Below are 13,847 nucleotides of genomic sequence, written 5' to 3'. Positions count from 1 at the left end.
ATCATAGATGCGAGAGGAGGAAACATGTCGTTATTACGCGAAATCGGAATTATAGCCCGTGCCCTAGATTCTATTGCGAATATTGAGTTTCGTGATATTGAACTAGCTCGTGGGCAATATCTTTATTTAGTACGGATCAAGGAGAATCCAGGAATCATTCAAGAAGCCTTGTCGGATTTACTGAAGGTTGACCGTTCGACAGTTGCTCGTTCAGTAAAAAAACTGGAAGAAAAGGGATTAATAAAACAAGGAATGACCAGTACAAATCGGAAAAATAAAGAGTGGTTTGTCACTGAAAAAGGAGAGGCACTTTATCCTTTTATCCTTGCTGAACATCACTATTCAGAGAATTCTGCCCTAAAAGGATTTTCTAGGGAAGAGGCCAGAGAACTGGAGAGCCTACTAATTCGGGTTAGAAAAAATATTACAAGTGATTGGGATATGGTCAAAAAAGGCCAGAAAAGAAATTATTTATAATAAGAGGTGAAAGATGAAAGTTATCGTTGAAAATGAATTTTGGAGCTTGTTTCCAGAAGCACAGATTAGCGTTTTAGTAGTAAAGGGATTAGATAATACAGTTGATGAAAGCAAGGATCCCTATTTCAAAACCTTGCTAGATAAGGGAGCTAAACGAGCTGAGGATTTCATTTCGGATGAGAATTTTACTCAGAATGATGTCATTCAAGAATGGCGTCAGGCTTTCAGCAAGTTCAAAACGAAAAAGGGAGCACGCTCTTCTATAGAAGCTCTGCTTAAAAGGGTCAGTCAGGGAAGAGAGTTTAATCCCATCAATCCCTTAGTAGACATCTATAATAGTGTCTCTCTATCTTATGCTGTTCCCTGTGGTGGCGAAGATGTGAACAAGATTGTAGGCAATCTTCATCTTGGTCAGGCCAAGGGAGGAGAACCTTTCTTTCCACTAGGAGCTGAAAACGATGCTCCTGCACTTCCAGAAGAGCTGATCTATTATGATGATGAAGGAGCGGTTTGTCGCTGTCTCAACTGGAGAGAGGCGCAGAGAACCATGCTGACAGAAGCGACAAAAGATGCTGTCTTAGTGATTGAAGCGATTAATGCAGAACAGGCAAGACGTGCTCGGGCTGCCATGGAAGAATTACAGGACTTGGTAAAGGACTACTTTGGTGTTCAAGGCAAACTGGTTCATCTAACTTCTGAGTTCCCAGAAATTACACTTTAAACAGAAATAGCCCTGTCATCTCTTAGGAATAAAATTTCCTAAAGAAATGACGGAGCTATTTTTAATAGATAAACATGGCATCACCGAAACTGAAGAAACGGTAGCGTTCTTGAATAGCGTGGTGGTAAGCATCTAAGACTAATTCACGGCCTGCAAAGGCAGAAACCAACATGACCAGAGTTGATTTGGGTAGATGGAAGTTGGTTGAGAAGGCATCGACAACCTTCCACTCGTAACCAGGCTTGATAAAGATATTGGTCCAGCCAGAATCTGCTTGGATTTGCCCATCAAACTTGGAACCGATGGTTTCCAGTGTGCGGATCGAAGTAGTTCCAACAGCGATAACACGACCTCCATTTTCCTTGACAGAGCGAAGGGTGGCTGCGGCTTCATCAGAAAGTTGGTAGAACTCTGAGTGCATTTCGTGTTCGTCCAGATTGTCAACAGAAACGGGTCTAAAGGTTCCCAAACCAACGTGGAGCGTTAAATAAACCAAATGGACACCCTTGGCTTGGATTTCTGCTAGCAGTTCTTTAGTAAAGTGGAGACCAGCAGTCGGTGCTGCAGCAGAGCCACTTTCCTTAGCGTAGACCGTTTGATAGCGTTCACGGTCATCCAATTTTTCATGGATGTAGGGCGGTAGTGGCATTTCTCCCAGACTTTCCAAAACTTCTAGGAAAATTCCTTGGTATTCAAAACGAACAATGCGGCCGCCGTGGGTCAATTCCTCCGTAACGACAGCGCTAAGGCGACCATCACCAAAGCTGACGCGAGTACCGACCTTGAGGCGTTTGGCAGGTTTGGCTAGGACTTCCCACTCATCACCAGCAGTATTTTTGAGCAGGAGAAGCTCCACATGGCCTCCTGTTTCTTCCTTTTGGCCATAGAGGCGGGCAGGGAGAACGCGAGTGTCGTTCATGACAAGGGCATCACCAGGTTCCAGCATATCAATAATGGAGTGGAAGTGCTTATCCTGAAATTCTCCCGTCTCACGATTAACGATAAGGAGTTTAGAGGCATCTCGTTTTTCCAGTGGCGTTTGGGCAATCAAATCCTCAGGCAAGTGGAAATCAAAATCAGCTGTATTCATATATCTGTTCATTCTTTCTAACTTCTAATCTTATCCATTATAACACGTTTCAAGTTTGGACGCTCTTTTTTTGGAAATTAAATCGTTTTCACTTGACAAAAATTGGTCTATACCATATAATAAATATAGAAATATGGAGGATATAAAATGAAAGTTATAAAAGTTGAGAATCAAGTCGAAGGTGGAAAAGTAGCTTTTGAGATTTTGAAGGAAAAATTGGCCAATGGCGCTCAAACATTAGGACTTGCGACAGGAAGCAGTCCACTTGAATTTTACAAGGAAATCGTTGAGAGTGACCTTGATTTTTCAAATCTAACAAGTGTCAACCTTGATGAGTATGTAGGGCTTGATGGAGATAATCCACAGTCTTACCGTTACTTCATGCAAGAAAACTTGTTTAACCAAAAACCATTTAAAGAAAGTTTCTTGCCACGTGGTGTTAAGGATAATGCTGAAGAAGAAGTAGAACGCTACAACCAAATTTTGGCTGACCATCCTGTTGATTTGCAAATTTTGGGAATCGGTCGCAATGGACATATCGGCTTTAATGAGCCAGGTACTCCATTTGACAGTCAAACGCATCTAGTAGAACTTGACCAGTCTACCATCGAAGCCAATGCTCGCTTTTTTGACAAGATTGAAGACGTTCCAACTCAAGCCATTTCAATGGGAATTAAAAATATCTTAGATGCCAAGTCAATTATTCTCTTTGCTTATGGTGAGTCAAAAGCAGAAGCCATCGCTGGAACAGTATCAGGCCCAGTAACTGAAAGTCTACCAGCAAGTAGCCTCCAAAACCACCCTGATGTGACTATTATCGCAGATGCAGCAGCGCTCAGCTTACTTGAAAAATAAAAATTACAAGAACCACTTGCTCTTTGGAGTGAGTGGCTTTTTACTTCAAATGTTCACTATCCTGCTAAAGTGGTATAATATAGCTATACAGGGGAGACTCGAACTTTGATTTATATAATCGGTTTTATTTGTTTTTTACTTTTAATGTTACTGTTTTCTCGTCTCATTCAGCAATCAAAGAACCCTTCGGGCTTTCTAGGAAAACGAATGATGAAATTGTGGAATCGAGCCTATCTCCCCATGTTTGTATGGGCAATTCGTCATCTGGATAGGACATTTTACCCTGTAATCTTAGATGTAGGAGTTGGAAATGGCCGTTCAACCATCCTACTGAAAGAAACTTTTCCGCAAAGTACTATAACTGGAATCGATATTTCAGATGCTGCAGTAGCTCAAGCCCAACAGATAGAGATAACTAATTTAAATTTTGAACGAAGAGACGTTAGGGAGACAGGATTTTCTGATGAAAGTTTTGATTTAATCACAGCCTTTCAAACTCATTTTCATTGGCAGGACCTAGAGGCTTCTTTTATGGAACTTCGAAGAATACTCAAATCAGACGGGATACTTTTACTGGCTTGTGAATATAACAAGTTGTCTTACTTTTTACCAGAGGTCCAAAGCGAAGAAGCATTTAGAAGATTCTTGTTGTTAATAGGGTTTGAGCTCATAACTAGTCAAAGAAAGGAATCGTGGATTCTTTATAAAATTGTTAAACATTAATGGAGGTACAGTCATGAAACAATTATTTTTATGTTCATACTTTGCTGGAGTCAAAAAGCTTTTTAGCGATTATGCAAAGGAAAAGAATCTAGAAAACAAGGTTTTATTTATTCCTACGGCTGGGAACAAAGAGGATTATACTGCCTATATCGATGAGGCTCAGCAAACATTCAAAGATTTAGGATTTGAGATAGAGGTTTTAGATATTGCTTCTTGTGATCGAGAAACTGCACAGGCAAAGATTTTCCAAAGCAAGATTCTTTATATCTCAGGCGGGAATACCTTTTATTTATTGCAAGAATTAAAGAAAAAGCAACTCCTATCTCTTATCAAAGAGCAAATAAGAGATGGGCTGGTCTATGTGGGAGAATCAGCAGGGGCTATCATTGCAACCAAGGATATTGACTACAATAAGCTCATGGACGACAAGACGGTAGCGAAAGAGTTATCGGATACAGCAGGATTGGATGAAGTGGAGTTTTACATCCTTCCACATTATAGTGAGGAGCCTTTTACTGATAGTAGTAAGAAGACCTTTGAAACCTATAAAAATCAGCTCGACTTAATGCGAATGAACAATTCACAAGCTGTTATTGTAAATGGTGAAGAAAGAAAAGTTGTTTCTGAACAGGATTAAAATAATTTTTTTCGCTATTATGACATCTATTCTAATATGTTGTCCCTTTTAAAAAGAAAAGGGAAGATAATATAAGTTTATGGCAGTTTTTTCCTTGACATTTATTCATTTTGCGTGTAGAATAGAATAGATCTTGAACTTGAAGGGAGTGAAAAAAATGTCTAAAACAGTAGTACGTAAGAATGAATCTCTTGACGATGCACTTCGTCGTTTCAAACGTGCGGTTACTAAAGCTGGTACTCTTCAAGAAACACGCAAACGTGAATTCTATGAAAAACCTTCTGTAAAACGTAAACGTAAATCAGAAGCAGCTCGTAAACGTAAAAAATTCTAATTTGAAATGAAAGGCTAGAGAAATCTAGTCTTTTTCTTTTAAATAAATACTGTAAATCCTGCAAAAAAAGGAAACTTCCAACTACAATTTGATATAATAGTAGGGAGAACTCGATTGAAGGAGGAAATTATGTCGGTTTTAGTAAGAGAAGTCATTGAAAAGCTCAGACTAGATATTGTCTATGGTGAAGGCGAATTGCTTGAAAAAGAAATCAACACTGCGGACATTATGAGACCTGGTCTTGAAATGACGGGCTATTTTGATTACTATACTCCAGAACGGATTCAACTGTTAGGGATGAAGGAGTGGTCCTATTTGGTCGCTATGCCTGCCCATAACCGTTATCAAGTTTTGAAGAAAATGTTTCTACCTGAAACACCTGCTGTTATCGTTGCTCGTGGTTTGGTAGTGCCAGAAGAAATGTTGAAAGCTGCTAGAGAATGTAAGATTGCGATTTTAACCAGTCGAACATCAACTAGTCGTTTATCTGGAGAGTTATCTAGCTACCTTGATTCCCGTTTAGCTGAACGTACCAGCGTGCATGGTGTCTTGATGGACATCTATGGCATGGGTGTCTTGATCCAAGGGGATAGTGGTATCGGTAAGAGCGAGACAGGTCTTGAGCTTGTGAAACGCGGACACCGTTTGGTAGCAGATGACCGTGTAGATATCTTTGCCAAGGATGAAATGACCCTTTGGGGAGAGCCCGCTGAAATATTGAAGCATTTACTTGAGATTCGTGGAGTGGGTATTATTGACGTGATGAGTCTCTACGGAGCAAGTGCTGTAAAAGATTCTTCACAAGTCCAGTTGGCTGTTTACTTGGAAAATTATGATACCCATAAGACCTTTGACCGTCTAGGAAATAATGCCGAAGAACTAGAAGTTTCTGGTGTAACGATTCCACGTATCCGCATCCCAGTAAAAACAGGACGCAATATCTCAGTTGTTATTGAGGCGGCAGCCATGAACTATCGCGCTAAGGAAATGGGCTTTGATGCGACGCGTTTATTTGAAGAACGCTTGACTAATCTCATCTCCAAAAATGAGGTGAAAGATGATTAATCCAATTGCATTTGAAATCGGTCCTTTTTCCATTCGTTGGTATGCTTTGTGTATTGTGGCTGGATTGGTCTTGGCTGTCTACCTTGCCATGAAAGAAGCTCCTAAAAAGAAAATTCTATCAGATGATATTTTGGATTTTATCCTGATTGCTTTTCCGGTAGCTATTTTAGGTGCTAGACTATACTACGTACTCTTTCGTTTAGATTATTATCTGCAAAATCCAGGTGAAATCATCGCCATTTGGAATGGTGGTTTGGCCATTTATGGAGGTTTGATAGCGGGCGCTATTGTCCTTTATATCTTTGCAGATAGAAAGCTGATCAATACTTGGGATTTCTTAGATATTGCAGCTCCGAGCGTCATGGTTGCCCAGAGTTTAGGACGCTGGGGGAACTTCTTTAACCAAGAAGCCTACGGTGCAGCGGTAGATAGTCTGGATTATTTGCCGGGCTTCATCCGTGACCAGATGTACATTGATGGTAGCTACCGTCAGCCTACCTTCCTATATGAGTCGGTTTGGAATCTAATTGGATTTGCTTTGATTCTAATTTTTAGAAGAAAATTGAAGGGAATCAGACGCGGTCATATCACTGCTTTCTACTTGATTTGGTATGGCTTTGGCCGTATGATCATCGAAGGGATGCGGACGGATAGTCTCATGTTCTTTGGTCTGCGAGTTTCCCAATGGTTATCAGTTGTCCTTATCGGACTCGGTATTTTTATCATACTTTATCAAAATCGAAAGAAAGCCCCTTTCTATCATACAGAGGAGGAAAAATAAATGTTAGAAGTTGCATATATTCTTGTTGCGATTGCTTTGATTGTCTGTTTAGTCTATTTGACAATCACGATTCAAAAAGCAGGTCGTATGATTGATGAGACGGAGAAAACCATCAAAACATTGAGCTCAGATGTGAACGTTACCTTGCATCAGACTAATGAATTGTTGGCTAAGGTCAATGTGTTGGCAGATGATATCAATATCAAAGTTGCGACGATTGATCCACTCTTTACAGCTGTGGCGGACTTGTCAGAGTCAGTATCTGACCTCAATCAACATGCGCGTGTCTTGGGTAAAAAAGCCTCATCAGCTGGTTCAAAGACCATTAAGACAGGTGCAGGCTTGTCAGCTCTTCGTTTCGCAAGTAAAATTTTCAAAAAATAAAAAAGGAGAAATCTTATGGGTAAACTATCCTCAATCCTTTTAGGAACGGTTTCTGGTGCAGCTCTTGCTTTGTTTTTGACGAGTGACAAGGGCAAGCAAGTTTGTAGTCAAGCTCAGGATTTTCTGGATGACTTGAGAGAAGATCCAGAATACGCTAGAGAGCAGGTTTGTGAGAAACTAACTGAAGTGAAGGAACAGGCAAGGGACTTTGTGCTGAAAACAAAGGAACAAGTAGAATCTGGTGAAATCACTTTTGATAGTGTCCTTGACCAAGCTAAAAACTGTGCTCGACAAGCAACAGAAGCGTCAAAGGAAACCTTTAACAATCTCAAGGAGCAGTGGCAAGAACAGTCAGTAACTCCAGACGTTGCTGAAGACCAAGAAGAAATCATCATCGATATTACTGAAGTATAAAGTATCACCATCTCTAGTTCTTGGAGATGGTGATTTTTATCTGCAAGCCTGTCTTTGTGGTATAATAAATACTATGCAGAAAAAACCAATGTCCGCTTACGTGCATATTCCCTTTTGCACACAGATTTGTTATTATTGTGACTTTTCAAAAGTATTTATCAAGAATCAACCAGTAGATAGTTATTTGGAGCATCTACTAGAAGAGTTTCGTTCTTATGATATCCAAAAATTGCGAACCCTCTACATCGGAGGTGGGACGCCAACGGCTTTGTCAGCTCCGCAATTAGAAGTGCTCTTGGATGGCTTGACTAAAAATCTAGACTTGTCTGTCTTGGAAGAGTTGACCATTGAAGCTAATCCAGGCGACTTGGACGCAGATAAGATTGTGGTTTTGAAACAGTCGTCAGTCAATCGTGTTTCCTTGGGTGTGCAGACCTTTGATGACAAAATGCTGAAAAAGATTGGGCGCAGTCATTTGGAAAAGGATATTTATGAAAATATCGACCGCCTCAAATTGGCTGGTTTTGACAATATCTCCATCGATCTAATCTATGCTCTTCCAGGTCAAACTATGGCTCAGGTCAAGGACAATGTAGCTAAGGCTATCTCGCTTGATATTCCTCATATGAGCCTTTATAGCTTGATTTTGGAGAATCATACGGTCTTTATGAACCGCATGCGACGAGGGAAATTGCCCCTACCCAAGGAAGAGTTAGAAGCGGAGATGTTTGAGTACATCATCGCAGAACTGGAGCGAGCTGGTTTTGAGCATTATGAGATTTCCAATTTCTCTAAACCTAGCTTTGAAAGTCGCCACAATCTCATGTACTGGGACAATGCTGAGTATTATGGTATTGGTGCGGGTGCTTCAGGTTATGTGGACGGGGTGCGTTATAAAAACCACGGTCCTATCCGCCACTATCTCAATGCAGTAGAGGCAGGGAATGCTCGGATTACAGAAGAACACCTGAGTCAAAGGGAGCAGATGGAAGAAGAAATGTTCCTAGGACTCCGGAAAAAATCCGGGGTTTCCATGACACGATTTGAGGAAAAATTTGGACGGTCCTTTGATGGACTTTATGGCGAAATCATCAGAGACTTGGTTCAACAAGGCCTCATGCAGATAGATGGAGATCGTGTCCGAATGACAAAGAGAGGTCTCTTTTTAGGAGACACTGTAGCAGAACGATTTATTTTGGAGTAGAACAATGGGCTTAACTTATCAAATGAAAATGAAAATTCCTTTTGATATGGCGGACATGAACGGTCATATCAAACTTCCAGATGTGATTTTGCTGTCCCTGCAAGTATCAGGTATGCAGTCGATTGAATTGGGAGTTAGCGACAAGGATATGTTAGAACGTTACAATCTGGTCTGGATTATTACAGACTATGCGATTGACGTGGTTCGCTTGCCTCGCTTTGCTGAGGAGATTACGATTGAAACGGAAGCTTTGAGCTATAATCGTCTCTTTTGCTATCGTCGCTTCACCCTCTACGATGAAGCAGGCCAAGAAATCATTCGCATGGTAGCAACCTTTGTTCTCATGGACAGAGACAGTCGGAAAGTCCATGCTGTCGAACCGGAGATTGTTGCTCCTTACCAGTCTGAGTTTGATAAAAAACTGATCCGTGGGCCAAAGTACGCAAATCTAGAAGATCCAATCAGTAAAGGCTACCATGTTCGTTTTTACGACTTGGATATGAATGGTCATGTTAATAATAGTAAATACCTAGACTGGATTTTTGAGGTCATGGGAGCAGACTTTTTGACCAAGTATATTCCAAAGGAAATCAATCTCAAATATGTCAAAGAAGTGCGACCAGGTGGTATGATTGCTTCAGCATATGAACTCAAGGGACTAGAAAGCAAGCATCAGATCATCAGTGATGGCGAGATCAATGCCCAAGCTATGATTACATGGCAAGAAATTGAAGGCAATTAGAAAGGACTATATGGCTTATAAAGGTTATTTAATTGATTTAGACGGAACCATTTACAAGGGGAAAGACCGAATTCCCGCGGGTGAGGCTTTTGTGCATGAATTGCAAAAGCGAGAAATTCCCTATCTCTTTGTGACTAATAATACAACTCGAACTCCTGAGAGCGTTCAAGAGATGTTGGCTCAGAATTTTAATATCGACACGCCTCTTTCAACTGTCTACACGGCAACTCTAGCAACCATTGACTATATGAATGACTTGGGACTGGAAAAGACAGTCTATGTCATCGGTGAAGCAGGGCTCAAGGATGCCATTCAGGCGGCTGGTTATGTCGAAGACAAGGAAAATCCTGCCTATGTGGTAGTTGGACTGGACTGGCAAGTCGACTATGAAAAATTTGCGACAGCTACACTAGCTATTCAAAAAGGTGCTCATTTTATCGGAACTAATCCAGACCTCAATATTCCGACGGAACGTGGCCTTTTGCCTGGTGCTGGTTCATTGATAACCCTTCTTGAAGTGGCAACTCGGGTAAAACCAGTTTACATTGGGAAACCGAATGCTATCATTATGGATAAGGCAGTTGAGCACTTAGGTTTGAAAAGAGAAGACTTGCTCATGGTTGGAGACAACTACCTGACAGATATCCGAGCAGGGATTGATAATGGTATTCCGACGCTTTTAGTGACAACAGGTTTCACCAAAGCAGAAGAAGTGGCTGATCTGCCTATCGCACCAACTCATGTAGTTTCTAGCCTTGCGGAGTGGAATTTTGATGAAAACTAAACTGACCTTTTGGGGAAGTATGCTCTTTCTCCTCTCCCTTTCTATCCTACTGACTATTTATCTGGCTTGGATTTTCTATCCTTTGGAGATTCAGTGGCTGAACTTAGCGGATCGAGTCTATCTAAAATCCGAAACCATTCAGTACAACTTTCAAATTTTGATGAATTACCTGACCAATCCCTTTAGTCAGGTCTTAGAGATGCCTGATTTTCGTTCGTCAGTAGCAGGTCTGCACCACTTTGCGGTGGTGAAGAACCTCTTTCACTTGGTTCAGCTAGTCACGTTGGTGACACTGCCAAGTTTCTATTTCTTTGTTAAAAATATTGTAAAAAAAGGCTTCCTAGCACTCTATCGTAAAAGTATCCTGACTTTATTAGTTTTACCTTTGGTCATTGGACTTGTGGGAGTGTTGATTGGGTTCGAGCAATTTTTTACGCTTTTCCATCAGATTCTCTTTTGGGGAGATGATACTTGGCTTTTTGATCCAGCAAAGGATCGAGTTATTCTGATTTTACCAGAGACCTTCTTCCTCCATGCTTTCCTTCTCTTCTTTGGACTCTATGAAAGTTTCTTTGGCTTCCTTTATTTGAAAAGTCGTAGAATACTTTAATGTGTTGCATTGATAAAACAGTGATGAAGTTAAAAATTCTTACGAGGAGTGAATTAACTTCATTGGAATTGAGTAATTCGTTCGCATACAGTCTATTTTTCTAGAAAAAAATAGGCTTTTTTCTAGAAATTGCTAGTCAAGCGCTTTATTTTTTTGTATAATAAGAATAGCAAAGTATAGATAAAGAAGAGAAAAGCATGATTACACTATTTTTATCACCGAGCTGTACATCATGTCGTAAGGCAAAGGCCTGGTTAGAGACGCATAAAGTTCCTTTTGAGGAGCACAATATTATGACCAGTCCTTTAACAAGAAAAGAATTACAACATATTCTTTCCTTGACCGAAAATGGTACTGATGACATCATTTCAACTCGTTCAAAAATTTTCCAAAAATTGGATATTGATGTAGAGAGTATTTCGGTATCGGAGTTGCTTCAGTTGATTGAGCAATATCCTAGTCTTTTGCGTCGCCCAATTATTATAGATACCAAACGCATGCAGATCGGTTTTAATGAAGATGAGATTCGTGCTTTTCTCCCTCGTAGTTACCGTAAACAAGAACTAAAAGAAGCAACATTGAGAGCTGGTATTGGATAGATGAACAAACAGTATAGTTACCCACTAGATTTGTCGTGGAGCACTGAAGAACTTGCTTCAGTGCTTTCTTTTTTTAATGATGTTGAAGCTGCTTATGAAGGTAAGGTGGAGGCTAAAAAACTGCTAGAGTCTTACAAGGAATTCAAATTGGTCGTGCCAAGCAAGAGTGAAGAGAAACGTTTGGGACGAGAATTTGAAACAGTTAGTGGTTATTCGCTTTACCGAGCAGTTCAGGCTGCCAAGGAAAAAAGAGAAGGGAAGATTTCTCTTGGAAACTAAATTTGAATTTGCCAAACAGATTGTGCAAGAAGCTGCAGATTACATTTTGGCCCACATGAAAGAAGATTTGCAGGTTGAGCGAAAGTCTTCCCCTACAGACTTGGTGACGCGTTTGGATAAGGAGGTTCAGGATCTCTTAGTTCAGAGAATTTTGGCATCTTATCCAGAAGACCTGATTTGTGCGGAAGAGGGCTGTTTACGTGCTGCAGTCGGTCAAGGTTCCGTTTGGGTGATTGATCCCATTGACGGTACCAATAATTTTGTTGCCCAGCAGGAAGATTTTGCAGTTATGTTGGCCTATTTTGAAAATGGGGTTGGGAAATTTGGCGTCATTTATGATGTTATGAAAGGTGATTGTTACCATGGTGGTGGTGCCTTTCCTTCTTGCCGCAATAATGATCCCTTACCGCCTTTTAAAAAGAAACCTCTTAGAGAATTTTTAGTGGCTGGTAACTCAGCTATGTTTGAAACCAATGAGTGGGGCTTGGCAGATTTGGGCCGAGCAGCGTTGGGAGTCCGTGTCTATGGTAGTGCGGCCATTAGTTTTGCCAAGGTTTTATCGGGTCGCCTTCTGACTTATATTACCTACTTGCAGCCATGGGATTACGCTGCGGCCAGTATTTTAGGAGAAAGTCTGGGTTATCGCCTTCTTACGGTATCAGGTGAGCCCGCTGATTTTAAAACTCGTCAGCCTGTCATGATGGTGCCAATCGAGATGCAAGAAGAGATTCAGTCTTATATCTACGAAAGGAAAGAAAACTAAATGCAATTTCCAGAAGGATTTGTTGAAAAATATGAAGCGATACTAGAAGATGAGGCAAGAGATTTTCTTGCCTCTTTTAAGCAGGAAGCGGTTTCGGCTTTTCGGGTTAATCCCTTAAAAGAAAGTCAATTGTCGTTTGCGGATGCTATTCCAAATACACCTTGGGGACATTATGGCAAGGTCTCAGGGAAGTCACCGGAGCACGTGACGGGTCTCGTTTATTCACAAGAGCCTGCAGCCCAAATGGTGGCCCAGGTAGCTCAACCAAGCTCTGGTATGAAGGTCTTGGACTTGGCGGCAGCACCGGGTGGAAAATCCACTCAACTAGCAGCTTATCTGGCTAATCAAGGAGTCCTTGTCTCCAACGAAATTTCAAGCAAGCGTGCTAAAATTTTAGTGGAAAATATGGAGCGATTTGGAGCGACAAATGTTGTCGTGACCAATGAATCTGCTGACCGCTTAGCCAAGGTCTTTAAAGGTTATTTTGATGTGATTGTCCTTGATGCACCTTGCTCGGGTGAAGGGATGTTCCGTAAACAACCAGATGCCATGGACTATTGGAGTACCGATTATCCTAGCCAATGTGCCAGTCTCCAAAGAGAAATTTTAGAAGATGCAGTGACCATGCTTGCAGAAGGTGGCCGTTTGGTCTATTCGACCTGTACTTGGGCACCTGAGGAAAATGAAGAAATCGTCCACTGGTTGCTGGATACCTATGATTTTGAACTGCTTCCAGTCGAGCATGTGAATGGCATGGTAGCAGGAATTGATCTTCCTGAAACGGCTCGGATGTATCCTCATCATTTCAAGGGAGAAGGCCAGTTTGTTGCCCACCTGCAGTTTAAGGGACAAAATCCAGCACCTAAATTCAAGGCTAGCAAGAGCAATCTCAGTCGTGAGCAACTGGCTTTGTGGCAAGAATTTGCCCAAAAACACTTGCGGGTCAATCTAGCTGGTATCTTACAAACTTTTGGAGACCAACTCTATCTCTTGCCAGAGAGGCTACCTGATCTAGGGAAACTCAAAATTGCCCGAAATGGACTTCATCTGGGTACTTTTAAGAAGAAACGCTTCGAACCAAGCTTTGCTCTGGGATTAGCCTTAAAACCAAGTCAAGTTTTGCAAACAGTCGAAATCAAGGATGAGAATTTTGTAAAATATGTGGCTGGGGAGACAGTTCAGCTAGCTGAAAGTCTATCAAATGGATGGTATCAAGTCCTTGTTCATGGAAACGGATTAGGCTTTGCCAAGGTAACGGGAAATGTTTTGAAAAATTATTATCCAAAAGGGCTTAGATTCAAGTGAAAAAGCTAGTCAAAGAATCTATTCTATGTTATATTGGAAGTATGAGTTTTTTCTGATAGTCTTTCATTTTTACTTATATT

At 41.0% G+C, this 13,847-nt stretch carries 19 protein-coding genes; 18 read left to right on the top strand and 1 reads right to left on the bottom strand.

The genetic code is table 11. From position 1 onward, the window contains the following. The first annotated feature begins 24 nt into the window (after positions 1 to 24). Positions 25 to 477, top strand: a complete 453-nt coding sequence (locus D8803_RS03840) for a MarR family winged helix-turn-helix transcriptional regulator (RefSeq protein WP_131200301.1) — start codon at positions 25 to 27, stop codon at positions 475 to 477. 13 nt (positions 478 to 490) lie between these two features. Continuing rightward, on the top strand, positions 491 to 1,198 hold the full coding sequence (locus D8803_RS03835) for a B3/4 domain-containing protein (RefSeq protein ID WP_131200300.1): 708 nt from the start codon (positions 491 to 493) through the stop codon (positions 1,196 to 1,198). 61 nt (positions 1,199 to 1,259) lie between these two features. Here D8803_RS03835 and queA read toward each other — a convergent pair whose 3' ends face one another. Then, positions 1,260 to 2,288: a tRNA preQ1(34) S-adenosylmethionine ribosyltransferase-isomerase QueA gene (queA, locus tag D8803_RS03830; RefSeq protein ID WP_131200328.1), complete on the bottom strand. Its 1,029-nt coding sequence runs from the start codon at positions 2,286 to 2,288 to the stop codon at positions 1,260 to 1,262. Positions 2,289 to 2,435: 147 nt separating this feature from the next. On the opposite strand from queA, the gene D8803_RS03825 reads away from it, so the two are divergent. The 16 genes from D8803_RS03825 to D8803_RS03750 all read left to right on the top strand — a co-directional run bounded on the left by D8803_RS03825 (position 2,436) and on the right by D8803_RS03750 (position 13,767). Continuing rightward, positions 2,436 to 3,143 (top strand): glucosamine-6-phosphate deaminase, encoded by a 708-nt coding sequence (locus D8803_RS03825; protein ID WP_131200299.1) that lies wholly within the window; start codon positions 2,436 to 2,438, stop codon positions 3,141 to 3,143. Positions 3,144 to 3,248: 105 nt separating this feature from the next. Then, positions 3,249 to 3,866 (top strand): class I SAM-dependent methyltransferase, encoded by a 618-nt coding sequence (locus tag D8803_RS03820; protein WP_131200298.1) that lies wholly within the window; start codon positions 3,249 to 3,251, stop codon positions 3,864 to 3,866. Between the two features lie 13 nt (positions 3,867 to 3,879). Beyond that, positions 3,880 to 4,503: a Type 1 glutamine amidotransferase-like domain-containing protein gene (locus tag D8803_RS03815; RefSeq protein ID WP_131200297.1), complete on the top strand. Its 624-nt coding sequence runs from the start codon at positions 3,880 to 3,882 to the stop codon at positions 4,501 to 4,503. Positions 4,504 to 4,660: 157 nt separating this feature from the next. Next, positions 4,661 to 4,837, top strand: coding sequence for a 30S ribosomal protein S21 (rpsU, locus tag D8803_RS03810; RefSeq protein ID WP_000048054.1), 177 nt, complete (start codon positions 4,661 to 4,663; stop codon positions 4,835 to 4,837). 129 nt (positions 4,838 to 4,966) lie between these two features. After that, positions 4,967 to 5,902 (top strand): HPr(Ser) kinase/phosphatase, encoded by a 936-nt coding sequence (hprK, locus tag D8803_RS03805; protein WP_038805477.1) that lies wholly within the window; start codon positions 4,967 to 4,969, stop codon positions 5,900 to 5,902. Beyond that, the gene (gene lgt, locus D8803_RS03800) at positions 5,895 to 6,683 is read left to right on the top strand and encodes a prolipoprotein diacylglyceryl transferase (protein ID WP_131200296.1); all 789 of its coding nucleotides are present in this window, start codon (positions 5,895 to 5,897) and stop codon (positions 6,681 to 6,683) included. Before hprK ends, lgt begins: the two co-directional genes overlap by 8 nt. Beyond that, positions 6,684 to 7,067: a DUF948 domain-containing protein gene (locus tag D8803_RS03795; protein WP_084857729.1), complete on the top strand. Its 384-nt coding sequence runs from the start codon at positions 6,684 to 6,686 to the stop codon at positions 7,065 to 7,067. 15 nt (positions 7,068 to 7,082) lie between these two features. After that, complete coding sequence (locus tag D8803_RS03790) at positions 7,083 to 7,481, top strand: YtxH domain-containing protein (protein WP_131200295.1); 399 nt, start codon at positions 7,083 to 7,085, stop codon at positions 7,479 to 7,481. A gap of 73 nt (positions 7,482 to 7,554) precedes the next feature. Continuing rightward, positions 7,555 to 8,685: a radical SAM family heme chaperone HemW gene (gene hemW, locus D8803_RS03785; protein ID WP_131200294.1), complete on the top strand. Its 1,131-nt coding sequence runs from the start codon at positions 7,555 to 7,557 to the stop codon at positions 8,683 to 8,685. A 4-nt stretch (positions 8,686 to 8,689) separates the two neighbouring features. Then, positions 8,690 to 9,427: an acyl-[acyl-carrier-protein] thioesterase gene (locus D8803_RS03780; protein WP_125415291.1), complete on the top strand. Its 738-nt coding sequence runs from the start codon at positions 8,690 to 8,692 to the stop codon at positions 9,425 to 9,427. A gap of 10 nt (positions 9,428 to 9,437) precedes the next feature. Continuing rightward, positions 9,438 to 10,211 carry a TIGR01457 family HAD-type hydrolase gene (locus D8803_RS03775; protein ID WP_125415290.1) on the top strand — a complete coding sequence of 258 codons (774 nt, stop codon included), beginning with the start codon at positions 9,438 to 9,440 and terminating at the stop codon, positions 10,209 to 10,211. Further along, on the top strand, positions 10,201 to 10,821 hold the full coding sequence (locus D8803_RS03770; RefSeq protein ID WP_131200293.1) for a TIGR01906 family membrane protein: 621 nt from the start codon (positions 10,201 to 10,203) through the stop codon (positions 10,819 to 10,821). Before D8803_RS03775 ends, D8803_RS03770 begins: the two co-directional genes overlap by 11 nt. Positions 10,822 to 11,018: 197 nt before the next feature. After that, positions 11,019 to 11,420, top strand: a complete 402-nt coding sequence (locus D8803_RS03765) for a Spx/MgsR family RNA polymerase-binding regulatory protein (RefSeq protein ID WP_004246303.1) — start codon at positions 11,019 to 11,021, stop codon at positions 11,418 to 11,420. Then, positions 11,421 to 11,699, top strand: a complete 279-nt coding sequence (locus D8803_RS03760; RefSeq protein ID WP_131200292.1) for a UPF0223 family protein — start codon at positions 11,421 to 11,423, stop codon at positions 11,697 to 11,699. It abuts the gene before it with no gap. Then, complete coding sequence (locus tag D8803_RS03755) at positions 11,689 to 12,462, top strand: inositol monophosphatase family protein (RefSeq protein ID WP_131200291.1); 774 nt, start codon at positions 11,689 to 11,691, stop codon at positions 12,460 to 12,462. Before D8803_RS03760 ends, D8803_RS03755 begins: the two co-directional genes overlap by 11 nt. Next, positions 12,463 to 13,767: an RsmF rRNA methyltransferase first C-terminal domain-containing protein gene (locus tag D8803_RS03750; protein ID WP_131200290.1), complete on the top strand. Its 1,305-nt coding sequence runs from the start codon at positions 12,463 to 12,465 to the stop codon at positions 13,765 to 13,767. Positions 13,768 to 13,847: the final 80 nt, after the last annotated feature.

The organism is Streptococcus oralis, from assembly GCF_003943385.1.
In the GTDB taxonomy this organism is placed as follows: domain Bacteria; phylum Bacillota; class Bacilli; order Lactobacillales; family Streptococcaceae; genus Streptococcus; species Streptococcus oralis_CA.
Note: the sequence above shows the minus strand (reverse complement) of the source record. Positions and strands in the feature narration are given on the sequence as shown.

Bases quoted from the DNA above. Each gene is read 5' to 3' on its own strand.
- D8803_RS03750 (WP_131200290.1), top strand. From the start codon at position 12,463: ATGCAATTTCCAGAAGGATTTGTTGAAAAATATGAAGCGATACTAGAA.
- D8803_RS03760 (WP_131200292.1), top strand. From the start codon at position 11,421: ATGAACAAACAGTATAGTTACCCACTAGATTTGTCGTGGAGCACTGAA.
- D8803_RS03775 (WP_125415290.1), top strand. From the start codon at position 9,438: ATGGCTTATAAAGGTTATTTAATTGATTTAGACGGAACCATTTACAAG.
- D8803_RS03795 (WP_084857729.1), top strand. From the start codon at position 6,684: ATGTTAGAAGTTGCATATATTCTTGTTGCGATTGCTTTGATTGTCTGT.
- lgt (WP_131200296.1), top strand. From the start codon at position 5,895: ATGATTAATCCAATTGCATTTGAAATCGGTCCTTTTTCCATTCGTTGG.
- D8803_RS03770 (WP_131200293.1), top strand. From the start codon at position 10,201: ATGAAAACTAAACTGACCTTTTGGGGAAGTATGCTCTTTCTCCTCTCC.
- D8803_RS03765 (WP_004246303.1), top strand. From the start codon at position 11,019: ATGATTACACTATTTTTATCACCGAGCTGTACATCATGTCGTAAGGCA.
- D8803_RS03840 (WP_131200301.1), top strand. From the start codon at position 25: ATGTCGTTATTACGCGAAATCGGAATTATAGCCCGTGCCCTAGATTCT.
- D8803_RS03825 (WP_131200299.1), top strand. From the start codon at position 2,436: ATGAAAGTTATAAAAGTTGAGAATCAAGTCGAAGGTGGAAAAGTAGCT.
- hemW (WP_131200294.1), top strand. From the start codon at position 7,555: ATGCAGAAAAAACCAATGTCCGCTTACGTGCATATTCCCTTTTGCACA.
- D8803_RS03780 (WP_125415291.1), top strand. From the start codon at position 8,690: ATGGGCTTAACTTATCAAATGAAAATGAAAATTCCTTTTGATATGGCG.
- hprK (WP_038805477.1), top strand. From the start codon at position 4,967: ATGTCGGTTTTAGTAAGAGAAGTCATTGAAAAGCTCAGACTAGATATT.
- D8803_RS03835 (WP_131200300.1), top strand. From the start codon at position 491: ATGAAAGTTATCGTTGAAAATGAATTTTGGAGCTTGTTTCCAGAAGCA.
- queA (WP_131200328.1), bottom strand. From the start codon at position 2,288: ATGAATACAGCTGATTTTGATTTCCACTTGCCTGAGGATTTGATTGCC.
- rpsU (WP_000048054.1), top strand. From the start codon at position 4,661: ATGTCTAAAACAGTAGTACGTAAGAATGAATCTCTTGACGATGCACTT.
- D8803_RS03815 (WP_131200297.1), top strand. From the start codon at position 3,880: ATGAAACAATTATTTTTATGTTCATACTTTGCTGGAGTCAAAAAGCTT.
- D8803_RS03790 (WP_131200295.1), top strand. From the start codon at position 7,083: ATGGGTAAACTATCCTCAATCCTTTTAGGAACGGTTTCTGGTGCAGCT.